The sequence below is a fragment of the Pantoea alfalfae genome (genome assembly GCF_019880205.1).
Taxonomy (GTDB): Bacteria; Pseudomonadota; Gammaproteobacteria; order Enterobacterales; family Enterobacteriaceae; genus Pantoea; species Pantoea alfalfae.
In genome coordinates this window covers 2,767,906-2,781,298 of the sequence record NZ_CP082292.1, presented here as the reverse complement: position 1 = coordinate 2,781,298, position 13,393 = coordinate 2,767,906, and the positions used below count along the sequence as shown (strand labels likewise).

Annotated in this window: 14 protein-coding genes; 10 read left to right on the top strand and 4 right to left on the bottom strand. The window is 57.8% G+C overall.

Annotated elements, in window-relative coordinates; translation table 11 throughout:
* Window positions 1–30 precede the first annotated feature (30 nt).
* Window positions 31–903 carry an oxygenase MpaB family protein gene (locus tag K6R05_RS13065; protein WP_222924307.1) on the top strand — a complete coding sequence of 291 codons (873 nt, stop codon included), beginning with the start codon at window positions 31–33 and terminating at the stop codon, window positions 901–903.
* Window positions 904–960: 57 nt separating this feature from the next.
* Here the strand turns inward: K6R05_RS13065 and K6R05_RS13060 are convergent, their stop codons facing one another.
* The gene (locus K6R05_RS13060; RefSeq protein WP_222924306.1) at window positions 961–1,422 is read right to left on the bottom strand and encodes an NUDIX hydrolase; all 462 of its coding nucleotides are present in this window, start codon (window positions 1,420–1,422) and stop codon (window positions 961–963) included.
* Window positions 1,423–1,709: 287 nt separating this feature from the next.
* Here K6R05_RS13060 and K6R05_RS13055 point away from each other — a divergent pair, with 287 nt between their 5' ends.
* The 3 genes from K6R05_RS13055 (at window position 1,710) to idi (ending at window position 5,594) form a co-directional block, all read left to right on the top strand.
* A complete protein-coding gene (locus K6R05_RS13055; RefSeq protein ID WP_161736952.1) occupies window positions 1,710–2,819 on the top strand; it encodes a suppressor of fused domain protein in 1,110 nt (369 codons plus the stop codon).
* A gap of 190 nt (window positions 2,820–3,009) precedes the next feature.
* Window positions 3,010–4,905, top strand: coding sequence for a methyl-accepting chemotaxis protein (locus K6R05_RS13050; protein ID WP_222924305.1), 1,896 nt, complete (start codon window positions 3,010–3,012; stop codon window positions 4,903–4,905).
* 146 nt (window positions 4,906–5,051) lie between these two features.
* Complete coding sequence (idi, locus tag K6R05_RS13045) at window positions 5,052–5,594, top strand: isopentenyl-diphosphate Delta-isomerase (protein WP_161736950.1); 543 nt, start codon at window positions 5,052–5,054, stop codon at window positions 5,592–5,594.
* A 35-nt stretch (window positions 5,595–5,629) separates the two neighbouring features.
* On the opposite strand, the gene K6R05_RS13040 is transcribed toward idi, so the two are convergent.
* Entirely contained in the window at window positions 5,630–7,105 is a 1,476-nt protein-coding gene (locus K6R05_RS13040; RefSeq protein WP_222924304.1) for an MFS transporter, read from the bottom strand.
* 314 nt (window positions 7,106–7,419) lie between these two features.
* Between K6R05_RS13040 and osmF the strand changes: the two genes are divergently transcribed.
* From osmF to K6R05_RS13020, 4 genes are read left to right on the top strand one after another with little or no spacing between them, the layout of a single operon-like run.
* Window positions 7,420–8,331 carry a glycine betaine ABC transporter substrate-binding protein OsmF gene (gene osmF, locus K6R05_RS13035; protein ID WP_222924303.1) on the top strand — a complete coding sequence of 304 codons (912 nt, stop codon included), beginning with the start codon at window positions 7,420–7,422 and terminating at the stop codon, window positions 8,329–8,331.
* Window positions 8,332–8,334: 3 nt separating this feature from the next.
* Entirely contained in the window at window positions 8,335–9,510 is a 1,176-nt protein-coding gene (locus K6R05_RS13030; RefSeq protein ID WP_222924302.1) for an ABC transporter permease, read from the top strand.
* Entirely contained in the window at window positions 9,503–10,450 is a 948-nt protein-coding gene (locus K6R05_RS13025; protein ID WP_222924301.1) for an ABC transporter ATP-binding protein, read from the top strand. Before K6R05_RS13030 ends, K6R05_RS13025 begins: the two co-directional genes overlap by 8 nt.
* Complete coding sequence (locus K6R05_RS13020; protein ID WP_161736597.1) at window positions 10,438–11,169, top strand: ABC transporter permease; 732 nt, start codon at window positions 10,438–10,440, stop codon at window positions 11,167–11,169. The genes K6R05_RS13025 and K6R05_RS13020 overlap by 13 nt, the downstream gene beginning before the upstream one ends.
* On the opposite strand, the gene K6R05_RS22500 is transcribed toward K6R05_RS13020, so the two are convergent.
* Together K6R05_RS22500 and K6R05_RS13015 are read right to left on the bottom strand one after the other, a co-directional pair.
* Window positions 11,150–11,257 (bottom strand): YohO family small membrane protein, encoded by a 108-nt coding sequence (locus tag K6R05_RS22500; protein ID WP_013357227.1) that lies wholly within the window; start codon window positions 11,255–11,257, stop codon window positions 11,150–11,152. The two genes, K6R05_RS13020 and K6R05_RS22500, sit on opposite strands and share 20 nt — an antisense overlap.
* A gap of 87 nt (window positions 11,258–11,344) precedes the next feature.
* Entirely contained in the window at window positions 11,345–12,079 is a 735-nt protein-coding gene (locus K6R05_RS13015) for a MerR family transcriptional regulator (RefSeq protein ID WP_161736596.1), read from the bottom strand.
* A 149-nt stretch (window positions 12,080–12,228) separates the two neighbouring features.
* On the opposite strand from K6R05_RS13015, the gene K6R05_RS13010 reads away from it, so the two are divergent.
* Window positions 12,229–12,792 carry an XRE family transcriptional regulator gene (locus tag K6R05_RS13010; RefSeq protein WP_222924300.1) on the top strand — a complete coding sequence of 188 codons (564 nt, stop codon included), beginning with the start codon at window positions 12,229–12,231 and terminating at the stop codon, window positions 12,790–12,792.
* Entirely contained in the window at window positions 12,789–13,307 is a 519-nt protein-coding gene (locus K6R05_RS13005) for a GNAT family N-acetyltransferase (protein WP_161736594.1), read from the top strand. The genes K6R05_RS13010 and K6R05_RS13005 overlap by 4 nt, the downstream gene beginning before the upstream one ends.
* Window positions 13,308–13,393: the final 86 nt, after the last annotated feature.

The following is a 13,393-nucleotide window of genomic DNA, read 5'->3' as shown; positions in this document are numbered from 1 at the left end:
CGCCGCGTCATATCCACTATCAGAGCCGCTATGATTAATCTGCGTGATCGCATTCAGCAGCAGGTATTCCGCCTTAACGGCCTGTCGATGAATGAATTTGACCTCTCTCAACCACCTGGCGATCCCGGCCTGTTTGGCCCGGACAGCGTGATCTGGCGCGTCCACGGTGACTTCACCTCCATGATGTGCGGCGGGATCAGCGCGTTGCTGTTGCAGATGCTGCATCCGGCGGCACTGGCGGGCGTCTGGGATCACTCCAATTTCCGCGAAGATATGATGGGCCGTCTGCGCCGCACCAGCCAGTTTATCGCTGTCACTACCTACGGTAATTCGCAGGATGCGCAGACGCTGATCGACAGGGTGAAACGCATTCATCTGAAAGTCAGCGGCGTCGACAGCGCGGGCAAACCCTATGCCGCCAGCGATCCGCATCTGCTGACCTGGGTGCATGTGGCGGAGACCAGCCGTTTTCTGGCCGCCCATCTGCGCTACAAAAATCCTCAGCTTACCCGCGCCGGGCAGGATCAGTACTATCAGGAAGCGGCGCTCATTGCCGAAGCGCTGGGCGCAGAGAAGGTGCCGAAAAGCGTTGTCGATGTGGCGGATTACCTGCAACAGATGCGTTCAGAGCTGCGCTTTGACGAGCGTACCGCTGAAGTGACGCGATTGCTGATGAATGCCCCTGCACCCAGCTGGCAGGCGAAACCGGTGATGAAAATCATGCTGAAGTCAGGATTCGGGCTGATGCCCGCGTGGGCGCAGGCAATGTCCGGTACGGAGATTGGCCGCTTTCAGCAGGCGATGATTGACCAGAAGATTAATGCGATTGCGTTAGGGTTGAGATGGTCAATTCAGCGCGGGGCATGGTATCGGGCGATGGTGAGAATGGGTAGGCTGGGGTAAGGGGCTATGAATGTCCGCTGTGTGCCAGAAAAGGACGTTCAGGATATTATGACGCATTTAACGTCGAAGATCCGGCCGACTTTTTTCAAGTATGTTAATGATTAAGTCGCGTGGAAAAATTGTCTCATTGGTTTGTATTAGCTCTTGTATTGTCCACCAATGATGATCGCGAATGAGTTCCTTTTCATTGCTACTCCATCCTGAACGATCGAGATCTACTGTATTTGCCTTAATCATAAAGAAACGCTCATCAGCAAGGACTGTCTCCCCACTTGGTAGCATCATTGTGAAGGTTCGGGACGCTACTGCTGGTCCTGTTAATGTTTCTTTCAATCCCGTTTCTTCAAATAATTCGCGTATAGCGGCCTGCTCGAAAGATTCATTTTTTTCAAGCCCTCCTCCCGGCGTTGCCCAGTATGTTTTTCCCTTTAGAGCATCATTTTTATGACAGAACCTAAAGAGCAGGACATGATTTTCAGGCGAAAGAATGATCAATCGAGATGATGGTCTAATGCGCACCTATCCCCCTTAAAAAAGCTTAAATACTCATTTTCAATATTTATATAAACATAAATTGCAGCCTGAATCGCCCTATCGGTCTGTAATTTCTTACAGCTTTAATCTCACTCAACGCCCGCTTTTCGCTCATACCGGCCTTTAAGGCCAACAATGGTCACACTTACAAAGCTCAGTACGCCCCCCAACGCCCACACTTTGAGACTATTACCCTTGTCTCAGATAGCCGCAGCCAGGATCCTGCTCTATTCTCGGGGAAAATGGATTCCTCCAGGCTTTGTCGAGGCACTATGACGTACAAATCCCTGATTGCTGAAGTCCACAATCAGCAGCGCACCCTGACCGCCATTGTCGAGCAGGATGAGCGCACCGCTTATTTTTACATCTGGCCCACCGACCTGTTCCGCAGTCAGTATGCGGTGCGCGGCTGCTGGCTTCGTAACCTGCTGCCTGCACCGGCACAGGAAGATCGCGGGGCGATGGAGCAGGGCATCGCCCCGCTGCTCAGCGCCGAGTATTGCCGTAATCTGGAAGCGGAGCCCGCGCTGGACCCGGCAGGTCTGCAGGTGCTGTGGGAGCCTTCTGATGATGGCGCTGCGCTGTGGTATTACGGCCAGCTGCTGGCGGTGATCCCCGGCTGGAGTCTTTATCAGGAGAAGCAGGTGAGCTTCTCTGCGGGCTGCATCAAAAAGAACCGGCTGACGGCCCCGCTGGGTTCAGCATCGACCAATGACTACTATGCCCGTGCGGAGCATCAGCGTCAGTTCTGGCGCGAATGGCACGACGGCAGCGAGTGGGACAGGGTCCAGCAGGATCTCATGGCCTGCTATCAGGCGCGTTTTGGCGAATCAGTGAAATATTACGCGATCGATCAGGGCAGCTGGCCGCCGATGGCGATCTCGCAGCACTGGCATCAGGGCGTGTGGTACTTCCTGACGCTCGGCATGAGTATCAGGCCGATGCCGCAGGTTGATTATCTGTTCGATGAGCTGGCACCGCAGTATCGCCGTATCGAGCTGGGCATGGCGGTCGATGGTGAAGTGATGACCGAAGGCAACGCGGTGCAGATGGCGAGCGCGCTGGCGGAGTTCGTGCATCTGCCATGGGCGCGACTCACCTGGCTGGGGGAGGGCCACACGCTGGCCTCAGAAGTGGCACCGGTCGGTTTTGAAAGCTTCCTGCTGGCGAATGAACTGGCACCTGCGCCAGCACAGTTCACGCTGCCGAAACGCGATGGCGATCGCCCGACGCTGCTCTGGTCCACGCCGATTACGGAAGCCGAGCGGCAGTTCGCGCAGGCTGACGAGCATGGCGGCCAAAAGTTACGAGAATTGTTAACAGCAGAAGGCAATGATCATGTTTTCCGCCCGCGCCTGCAGGTGGTCCATTCAGAAGAGTAAGCCAGTCTTATCAAGCCTCTTCGTCTGTTCCCCGGCAACCGTCGGGGACGTGATAGTACCAGTTTGAAATTAAATTTTCACAAAAATCAAACATTTCTCGAATATGTGATCCCGCTCATCTCAAGTTCCCGTTAAGCGAGCCGTTAACCCGATCAGGCAATCGCGCCGCACCAGGTTCAGGGGAACAAAGATGTTTAAAACAACACAATCCCGCTTCACCGCAACAATGATCGCGTTCTTTGTTGCGCTTTTACTCGTTACAGTTTGGGTCATCAATCAGTTCGTCGCGCCACAGCTGGTCGACAGCGAAAGTCGTCTGGTTCGTTATCAGGTCGATTCACTCGCCTCTGGCATCGTTGAACAGATGAACCGCGTGCAGGCACAGCAGCGTGCGATTACCGAAGCCGCCTCTGTCATGGATAGCGCCACTATCGACGCCCTGTTACCGACGCTGGTAAACCAGTATCAGGACAGCAACGTGTTTGGTGGCGGTATCTGGCCCCTGCCAAACCGTCGCGATCCGGCCAAAGAGAAAGACAGCAGCTTCTTTGCCCGTAATGCCAGTAATGAACTGCAGGTCAACACCTACTGGAACTCCGACGCCGCCGATAAATACTGGGAGCAACCCTGGTATAAAGATGGCCTGGCTGCCGCGAAAGGGCAGTGTGCCTGGGCAAAAGCTTATCAGGATGCTGCCAGCCCGCAGCCGCGTACCAACTGTGCCATGGCGATCTACCGCAATGGCTCGGCCTGGGGTGTCGCGACTATCGACGTGACGCTGGGGTTCTTCAACCAGCTGGCGAAGCAGATGGGTGAAACCATTCACGGCAATGTGCTGATCGTCGAAGCCGACGGCAAAGTCGTGGGCAATGGCGCGCTGGTCAATGCCGCGCCGAAGCTGGAGAACCTGGCTGACGTGCAGATGCCGATGGCCGCACCGCTGAAAACGTTGCTGAACGGCGTTGGCAATCAGCCGCTGGAAACCACCTATGACAGCAGCGAGGGCGAGCAGACCCTGTTCGTGCAGGCCATTCCTGGCAGCCCGTGGTATCTCGCCAGCAGTCTGCCAACCAGCCTGCTGAAAGCGCAGTCGCATAATATGCTGACCCGCCTGGGCCTGGTGCAGATCCCACTGGCGGTCATCCTGCTGCTGGTCTCGCTGGGCTTTGTCCGCGCCATGATGAAACGTCTTAACGTGCTGAACAGCAACATCGAAGCGCTGTCGACGGGTGGGGCCGATCTGACGCAGCGCCTGCCCGCCAGCAACAGCCCGGAGTTTAACGCCGTGGCGCAGAGCTTTAACCAATTCATCAGCTATCTGCAGGGGCTGCTCCAGCAGGTGGGCGACAGCGCACTGGCGATTACTGCTGCGTCGCGGGAGATTGCCAGCGGTAACGCCAATCTCTCCTCCCGTACTGAAGATCAGGCCAGCTCGATTGTCGAGACGGCCGCGTCGATGGAGCAGCTGACCGGCACCGTGCGTCAGAACGCCGACAATGCGACGCATGCCAACCAGCTGGCAGCTGATGCCTCGCAGGTGGCCGCACGGGGGACTGAAGTGGTCCGTCAGGTGGTCACCACCATGGGTGAGATTCATCACTCATCCCGTAAAGTGGTCGATATCATCAGCGTCATCGACAGCATCGCATTCCAGACCAATATCCTGGCACTTAACGCCGCGGTAGAAGCCGCACGTGCCGGTGAACAGGGTCGCGGTTTTGCGGTGGTGGCATCGGAAGTGCGCAACCTGGCACAGCGTTCAGCCAACTCGGCGCGTGAGATTAAAAAGTTAATCGAAGAGTCCGTGGCAAACATCGATACCGGCAGCGCGCTGGTTGAGCAGGCGGGTCAGACCATGGACGAGCTGATGAAAGGGGTAAGCAGTGTGACCACCCTGATGAGCGAAATTATGTCAGCCAGCCGTGAGCAGAGCCTGGGTATCGAACAGGTTAACGTGGCGATTACCCAGCTTGATGGTACTACCCAGCAGAATGCCGTGCTGGTGGAGCAGGTTTCCGCTGCCGCGCAGGCGATGGAATCGCAGAGCACCCAGCTTGAGCAGGTGGTTCAGAGTTTCCGCCTGTAATCCTTCGTCAGGCCAGCCTTGCTGGCCTGATTTCCTCTCTGCTTCATCCGCTTATCTCCGCCTGAGACGCGTAAAAATTCCGCGATGTTCCACCCAGACTGCTCATTCTGTGCCAGAATAGTTGGGAATAATCTCAAGGAAACGCCATGTCTGCTATTGAAGTTATCCTCGTTGACCACCTCGATCGTCCCACCGGCAAAATGGAAAAGCTGGAAGTGCATGAAAAAGGATTACTGCACCGCGCGGTGACGGTCTACGTCTTCAATTCCCGGCAGGAGCTGTTACTGCAGCGGCGTGCCAGCGATAAATATCACTGTGGTGGCTTGTGGAGTAATACCTGCTGTGGCCATCCTTATCCTCATGAATCGACCCGCGACGCCGCCGAGCGCCGTCTGCGTGAAGAGATGGGGATGATCGTGACGCTGACGCCGGTATTTGAGCTGAGCTATAACCTGAAGCTGAGCAATGGCCTGACCGAACATGAATATGGTCACGTCTTCTTTGCCGTCTGCGACACTTTGCCGCAGCTGAATCCGCAGGAAGCCGATGCCTTTGATTATCGTCCGATGGCGCTGATTGAGCAGCAGATGCAGCAGCAGCCACAGCTGTTCACGCCGTGGTTTTTGCATACCTTCCCGCGCATCCCGGACTATCTGGAGCATTTTCCTTTCCCGGTCATTACGGCATAAAAAAACCGCACTGAGGTGCGGTTTGCCTGCGCTCTTTACCCCGGCAGCTCAAAATCTTCTGCATCCACATCATAACCTGACGGTTCCCAGCGGATCGCCAGCAACGCCAGCAGGCCCGCCAGCGGGGCCAGGAAGATCACCCAGAAGACGCCGGTGCCCAGCGCGGCAACCAGCACCGGGAAGAGAAACAGCGAAACGGTCGAACTGCCGCGCATCAGCGTCTGGTTGAAGCCGACGCCCACGCCGCGCAGCGACGTCGGGTAGCTCAGCGACGCAAAGGTCATAGTATGAGACCCCGGCCCGAATCCCTGACCAAACAGGAACAGCGCCAGCATGCCAATCGCCAGCGCGGCTTCCTGACCGCCTTCGGGACGACCAATCAGCGCCAGCCCCAGCAGCGCCACGCACTGACAGCCATAACCCGCCACCGACATCTTCCACGCTCCCAGACGCGGCACCAGCCGCACCGCCAGAATTCCGCCGACAAAGGCGAACAGCAGATTCAGCGCCAGCGACACCAGAATGGTGGTGAGCATCGACTGAGCAAAGAAGCTTGAGATGATTACCGGCAGCCCAAACGCCACTGCGTTATAGGCAAACGACGAGGCGATAGAGGTGATGGTCGCCAGCAGCGTGCGGCGGCGATAAACGCCCTGCAGCAGCGCGCCATAGTTGCGCCAGCTCGCCTTGCGCACGGGTGGGGCAGCGGTCAGCCCGGCGTCGGGTGCCACCTGCGCGTTGATGTTCCAGGCACTGCGTAAAATCGCGGCGGCCCCTTTCAGATCCCCCTGATTCGCCGCCCACACCGGGGATTCGCTCATATAACGGCTGCGGATGGCGATGATGACAATCGCCGGAACGGCCCCAAAACCAAGGATCAGCCGCCAGAGCCAGTCGGTGTGGCTTTCAGGCAGCACCGCATAAAGCAGCAGCACCAGCAGATAAGAGATACTGATTGCCGCATACCAGGTCGGACACCACATCGCCACGCTGGCCGCTTTATTCCCCTTGCCGCGCAGCTTTGAAAACTCCGCCAGAAACGCCATCGCAACCGGCAGATCAATCCCGACGCCCAGCCCCATCACGAAGCGCGCGCCAGCCAGCACATACTCATTCGGGGCAAACGCACAGGCGATAGCCGCCACCACGAAAAAGAACATATCAGCCATAAAGACCCGATAACGGCCAATTTTGTCGGTGAGATAGCCGCCAATCAGCGCGCCGATGATTGCGCCGAAGGTGATGGCCGAGGCGACCATGCCGGTGCCGGTCGGAGTGAGACTAAACTCGCGCGTGATGTCTTTAATGCCAAACGCCAGCGCGCCCAGGTCGTAGGCGTCAAGGAACACGCCTCCCAGCGCAATCGCTACCACAATACGGGCATTGTTACGGGCGCTGTCGCCGCTGTTCACTAAGCGGGAGACATCAGCTGCGCTGCGGATCCACTGTGTTTCGCCACCGGGCGAACTCCCTGCTGTTGCCACATGGGCGGAAGAGGTCAGGTCGGACATGATGTTGTACGTCTTTTATTATAAAAACAGGTTTTCGAGAATAGCCGTTTAGACGCCCAGACGTAAATTCATTTCGGTTATTGATAATAATTTTTTAATCCCAAATCGTTATAAATTTGCGATAAAGTCAGCTGCAGCGCCGCTGCGCCAGGCTACGCTTTTAAGGCAGATAATTTCCGCTGCACGCCTTGCCAGTCTCCCTTTCAGCGGCAGGCGAGCAGGCGAGCAGGCTCAACGCTAAGGCGTCCCGCGCCTTGCGCGTCATCACACGAAAACATCATGTAAAAACAACAGACTGCGATAAGGAAAAGGCCATGGTCAGAGTTCGGGGTTGGGTGGGAGTCAGCGCGTTGCTGCTCAGTATGGGGATGGTACAGGCGGCGGAGCCGGTGCGGGTCGGCTCCAAAATTGATACCGAAGGATCACTGCTGGGCAACGTAATCCTTCAGGTGCTTGAAAAGCACGGCGTAAAAACCGTCAATAAAATCCAGCTTGGCACAACGCAGGTGGTACGCGGTGCCATCACGGCGGGCGAGCTCGATATCTACCCCGAATATACCGGCAACGGCGCGTTCTTCTTCAACGATGAAAAAGACAGTGCCTGGAAGAATGCCGCTGAAGGCTATGAAAAGGTGAAGAAGCTGGATGCGGAGAAAAACCATCTGGTGTGGCTGACACCGGCTCCGGCCAACAACACCTGGACCATTGCCGTGCGTAAAGATCTGGCTGAGAAGAACCAGCTCACTTCGCTGACCGATCTCAGCGCCTTTCTGAAAAAGGGCGGAACCTTCAAGCTGGCCGCCTCAGCCGAATTTATCGAACGCAGCGATGCTTTACCGGCCTTTGAAAAAGCCTATGGCTTTGACCTCAAGCAGGATCAGCTGCTGTCGCTGGCGGGCGGCGATACTGCTGTGACCATCAGCGCAGCAGCGCAACAGACCTCCGGCGTTAACGCGGCGATGGCCTACGGCACCGACGGCCCGGTAGCAGCACTGGGTCTGCAGACGCTCAGCGATCCCAAAGGCGTTCAGCCGATTTACGCGCCGACGCCGGTAATCCGCGAATCGGTCCTCAAAGCCTATCCGCAGATTGCCGACTGGCTGAAGCCGGTGTTCAGCGCGCTTGATGAGAAGACGCTGCAGCAACTCAACGCCAAAATCGCGGTCGACGGTCAGGATGCCAGCAGTGTAGCGACCGAGTGGCTGCAGCAGAAAAAGCTGCTGTAACCGATGCAGATATCGCGGGACGCGATACGCCGTCCGGCTCAGCAGCCGGTGGCATTGCTGCTGCTGACGCTGCTGAGCCTCGCGCTGGTGGCCTTGCCGTTTCTTAACTTCGCCCCGAACCGTCTGGTGGCGGGTGAACCATTGATGGGCTGGCAGATAAACCGCTTCGGGCTATTACTGCTGCCATTAGTGACGCTTTGGCTGCTGCTGTGGCGTCCGCCCGGGCGCGTCACGCTGATTGTAGCGCTGCTGACGGCTCAGCTGATGCTGGCGGCGATCATCTGGCTCAGCGGTCATCAGGCGACGTTGCTGAGTCAGCAGGGCAGCCGTCTGGCACGCACCAGCTTTGCCAGTGGCCTGTGGTGCAGCGGTGCGCTGATCCTGCTGCTGATAACCGATCAGGTGCGGCAGCTGACCCCGCATCGGCTGGCACAGCTGCTGCTTAATCTGCAGGTCTGGCTGCTGCCGCTGTTGCTGCTGTTCAGTGGCCAGCTCGCCGATCTCTCCCTGCTGAAAGAGTATGCCAACCGTCATGCGGTGTTTGATGCGGCGCTGAGCCGTCATCTCACGCTGCTGGCCGGTACAGTCTTGCCTGCGTTGATGATTGCGCTGCCGCTGGGCGTCATGCTGTTCCGGCGGCCCGGCTGGCAGGGTAGCGTGTTTGGTGTACTGAATGTGATTCAGACGGTGCCGTCGGTGGCGCTGTTCGGTCTGCTGATTGCGCCGCTGGCCGGTCTGGCTCAGCATTTTCCGTGGCTCGGTGACTGGGGTATCAGCGGCATTGGTATGGCCCCGGCGCTGATCGCCCTGGTGCTTTATGCGCTGTTGCCGCTGGTGCGCAGCGTGGTGGTGGGGCTGCAACAGGTGCCGCATGAGGTGCGCGAAAGTGCGCGCGGCACGGGCATGAGCGGCTGGCAGCAGTTTATCGCGGTGGATGTGCCGCTGGCGCTGCCGGTCTGGCTCGCGGGCCTGCGTGTCGTCTTGGTGCAGACGCTGGGTATGGCAGTGGTGGCGGCGCTGATTGGCGCGGGCGGTTTTGGCGCGATTATTTTCCAGGGGCTGTTAAGCAGTGCGCTGGATTTGGTGTTGCTGGGCGTCATCCCGGTGATTGCGCTGGCGGTCGTCATTGATGCGCTGTTCCGCCTGCTGATCTCACTGCTGGAGAGAAAAGATGATTGAGTTTGATGGCGTTTCCCGCGCCTTTAACGGCAAAGCGGCGGTAAAAGATCTGTCGCTACAGGTGGCCAAAGGGGAGTTCTGTGTACTGCTCGGCACCTCCGGCTCCGGCAAATCAACCACGCTGAAAATGATCAACCGGCTGGTGGAGTTTGATAGCGGTGAGATCCGCTTTGCCGGTGAGTCGATTCGCCAGCTGGATGCCCGCATATTACGCCGACGCATGGGCTATGCCATTCAGTCGATTGGCCTGTTTCCGCACTGGACGGTGCGGAAGAATATCGCCACAGTGCCGGTCCTGCTGGGCTGGTCCAGAGCGCAGATCGATGAGCGCATCGCGGCGCTGCTGGCGCTGCTGAACCTTGACGCGCAGCTGCTGAATCGCTATCCGCATCAGCTCTCCGGTGGGCAGCAGCAGCGGGTGGGCGTGGCGCGGGCGCTGGCGGCGGACCCGGAAGTTCTGCTGATGGATGAGCCGTTCGGCGCGCTCGATCCGGTGACGCGCGGCGTGTTGCAACAGGAGATGCTGCGTATTCATCGGCTGTCTGGCCGCACTATCGTGCTGGTGACGCATGACATTGACGAAGCGCTGACGCTGGCGGATCGCATTGTGCTGATGGATAACGGTAAGATTGTTCAGCAGGGCAGGTCGGCAGAGCTGCTGACCCAGCCGAAAAATGATTTTGTGCGCGACTTCTTTGGCCGCAGTGAAATGGGCGTCCGGCTGCTGTCGCTGGAACAGGTCGGTAACGCCGTCCGGCGCGGCGAGTGGCTGGCGGGCGAACCGATTGCTGCGGCGCTGACGCTGCGGGACGCGCTGTCGCAGTTTATCGCCCGGCGCACCGATAAACTGCCGGTCGTTGACGATCAGCAGCAGCCAATGGGCGTGCTCCACTTTGGCGACCTGCTGCAACTGCGCGAGGGCTTCACATGCGCAGGCTAAGGGATCCGTTGCTGTGGCTGGTGCTGTTCTACGGCGCGCTGCTGACTCTGATGCCTTACAGCGGGCCGCTGTTTCACCGCTGGTTTCCGGAACTGGCGCGACCACTCTATCAGCAGGAGAGCTTCTGGCAGCTGACGCTGGCGCATCTGTTCCTGGTGATCACCGCCAGCCTGCTGGCCATCGTGATCGGCATTGGCAGTGGCGTGCTGGTGACCCGGCGAGCGGGACGCGCTTTCCGGCCGCTGATGGAAACTATCGTAGCGGCGGGGCAGACGATACCGCCGGTGGCGGTGCTGGCGATTGCGGTGCCGGTAATGGGCTTTGGCGCGTGGCCGGCGGTGGTGGCGCTGCTGCTGTACGGATTGCTGCCGATTTTACAGGGTACGCTGGCGGGCATTGATAGCATACCCGCCAGCAGCCGGGAAATTGCCATCGGGGTCGGCATGAGTAGCTGGCAGCGGTTGTGGCAGATTGAACTGGCGCTGGCTGCACCGGTGATTATCGCCGGGATACGCACGTCGGTAATCATCAACATCGGCACCGCGGCTATTGCCTCAACGGTGGGCGCAAAAAGTCTGGGATCGCCGGTGATTATCGGCCTGAGCGGATTTAATACAGCCTATGTGATTCAGGGAGCATTACTGGTGGCGCTGCTGGCAATAGTGAGCGATCGCCTGTTTGAACGCCTGCAGCGCTGGCTTAGCGTGAGTGGACAATAAGAGAATATCCCACCAGCATCAGACCGCTGGTGCCGCCGAGAGCCATAATGAAAAACAGCGTGGCGAAAAAGGCTTTTTTGACATTCATGGGTGAAACCTGAGCTTGTTAACAGTGAGGCGGGGATAATAGCGCGCGCAAGGCAGGAGGCAAAGTGCCCGGCGTGCGTTTTTGTTATCAGGTAGGTTCATGTAACCGCACGGCATAGCCCTGTTCCTGCCAGTGTGACAGCTGCTCCTGCTGACGACGGGTCAGTTTTTTACCGGTAAAGACAAACATATTCATGCCGGGAAAGAGTTCAGGACGGGGAACATCCAGGGGTTCTGCCAGTACATCAATCCGCCAGCCATGCTGCGAAAGACGCCAGCCTTCCAGCCAGATACGGGTCCGATCGTCGATGCCCCAGCCAATAATCAGCGCATCTTTACCCGATTTTTTGCGACTGGCGGTCAGACAAAATGCAACATAGTCGATCAGCAGACCATCAAGCAGACTGCACATGGTGCGGGCCGTGTTCTGATCCAGACTCAGCTTCTGGCGCACTGGCATAAAAACGTGATCAATCAGCGCATCAATCGGATGTTCGCGACCAATCGCGGCAATTTTATTACGAAGTTTAGCAGGCCTGACGTGGCGCAGTACGCTAATCAGTTCATCCTGCAGTGTGGTCCAGCCATCGTGTGCATCAACATCGCCACCTTCCAGCAGTGCCTTCACTTTACCGACCGGCACGCCACTTTCAATCCAGCGCATAATCTCTTCGATGCGCTGCACATCTTCTTCGTCAAACTGACGATGTCCGCCTTCGGTACGTTGCGGCTTCAGTAAGCCATAACGACGCTGCCAGGCGCGCAGGGTGACTGGGTTTATGCCACAGCGCTCGGCGACGTCACCGATACTGTATAAGGTCATAAATTCCTCTTTCGATTGGTCTGAGTACGATTACCATAACGAAGCAAATTAAGTTGTACAATACATTTCTCAATGTACAACTTGACTGATACGGCTTTTCCAGGCTATATCTCAAATAAGAGAATTATTCCCAAAAATGAGAGAACACCATGCCGGAGCTGAATACGGAGCAACGACTGGCGGTGCGGCTGGCAGAATTACGCCTGCAACGCGGCTGGTCACTTGATGAACTTTCTGTCGCTACCGGCATCAGCCGCGCGACATTATCGCGCATTGAGCGAAGCGAGACCAGTCCCACGGCGGCACTGCTTAATCGTTTGTGTGTTGCATACGGCTTAACGATGTCGCGCCTGCTCAGTGAAGTGGAAGAAGAGTCCAGTCAGCTGGTCAAAGAGGATCAGCAGCCGGTGTGGCAGGATGACGCCAGCGGTTTTATCCGTCGGAATATTTCACCACCTGCACTTCATTTTAGATGTGAACTCGTGGAGGGCAGGTTACGGCCTGGTGCGCGAATCGATTATGATGTGCCACCCATTCAGGGGCTGGAGCAGCATATCTGGCTGCGCGAGGGCGGTCTTACCGTCACGATGGGGTCTCAGGCGTGGACGCTACAGCCCGGCGACTGCCTGCGGTTTCATCTGGTCGGTAAATCGGCTTTTGAGGCGCACCTGACTGACGGCGCGCGTTACTTACTGGTGGTGGCGAAACCATGACGGATTACGCAACTCTCAGCGCGGCCCAGGCGCAACAGCTGCTGGGTGAACTGACCGACGTTTTGCAGAGCTGCGTGGCAGACGGTGCCAGCGTCGGTTTTATTGATGCTGAAGATGATGAGGTGATGGTGCGATTCTGGCAGCAGCGGAGTGCCAGCATCACCAGCGGCGACAGCGAATTACTGGTCGCGCGTCAGCGCGGGCGCATCGTGGCAACGGTCATCATCAGCCGCAGCGGCATGCCTAATGGCCGCCACCGCGCAGAGATCAGCAAACTGCTGGTGCACCCGCAGGCGCGCCGTCAGGGCATCGCCCGTGAACTGATGCAGCGCGCTGAGCAGCGGGCACGCGCACAGGGCAAAACCCTGCTGGTGCTGGATACGCGCAGCGGCGATGTCGCCAGCGATCTCTATCGCTCGCTGGGCTGGCAGGTGGCGGGGTCGATTCCCTGTTATGCCGAATCCATCGCAGGCGTGCTGGATGCCACCACCTATATGTACAAAGTGCTGGCGTAAAACACCGCTGTCGGACAACCGCTGATTTTACGGCGGGTCACGAAAAATTCGGCGCGAAAGCTGACGCCGCCAGGATACTGTGTAAA

Coding starts and splice junctions, on each gene's coding strand:
- K6R05_RS13065 (WP_222924307.1), top strand. CDS start 31: ATGATTAATCTGCGTGATCGCATTCAGCAGCAGGTATTCCGCCTTAAC.
- K6R05_RS13055 (WP_161736952.1), top strand. CDS start 1,710: ATGACGTACAAATCCCTGATTGCTGAAGTCCACAATCAGCAGCGCACC.
- K6R05_RS13050 (WP_222924305.1), top strand. CDS start 3,010: ATGTTTAAAACAACACAATCCCGCTTCACCGCAACAATGATCGCGTTC.
- idi (WP_161736950.1), top strand. CDS start 5,052: ATGTCTGCTATTGAAGTTATCCTCGTTGACCACCTCGATCGTCCCACC.
- K6R05_RS13040 (WP_222924304.1), bottom strand. CDS start 7,105: ATGTCCGACCTGACCTCTTCCGCCCATGTGGCAACAGCAGGGAGTTCG.
- osmF (WP_222924303.1), top strand. CDS start 7,420: ATGGTCAGAGTTCGGGGTTGGGTGGGAGTCAGCGCGTTGCTGCTCAGT.
- K6R05_RS13030 (WP_222924302.1), top strand. CDS start 8,335: ATGCAGATATCGCGGGACGCGATACGCCGTCCGGCTCAGCAGCCGGTG.
- K6R05_RS13025 (WP_222924301.1), top strand. CDS start 9,503: ATGATTGAGTTTGATGGCGTTTCCCGCGCCTTTAACGGCAAAGCGGCG.
- K6R05_RS13020 (WP_161736597.1), top strand. CDS start 10,438: ATGCGCAGGCTAAGGGATCCGTTGCTGTGGCTGGTGCTGTTCTACGGC.
- K6R05_RS22500 (WP_013357227.1), bottom strand. CDS start 11,257: ATGAATGTCAAAAAAGCCTTTTTCGCCACGCTGTTTTTCATTATGGCT.
- K6R05_RS13015 (WP_161736596.1), bottom strand. CDS start 12,079: ATGACCTTATACAGTATCGGTGACGTCGCCGAGCGCTGTGGCATAAAC.
- K6R05_RS13010 (WP_222924300.1), top strand. CDS start 12,229: ATGCCGGAGCTGAATACGGAGCAACGACTGGCGGTGCGGCTGGCAGAA.
- K6R05_RS13005 (WP_161736594.1), top strand. CDS start 12,789: ATGACGGATTACGCAACTCTCAGCGCGGCCCAGGCGCAACAGCTGCTG.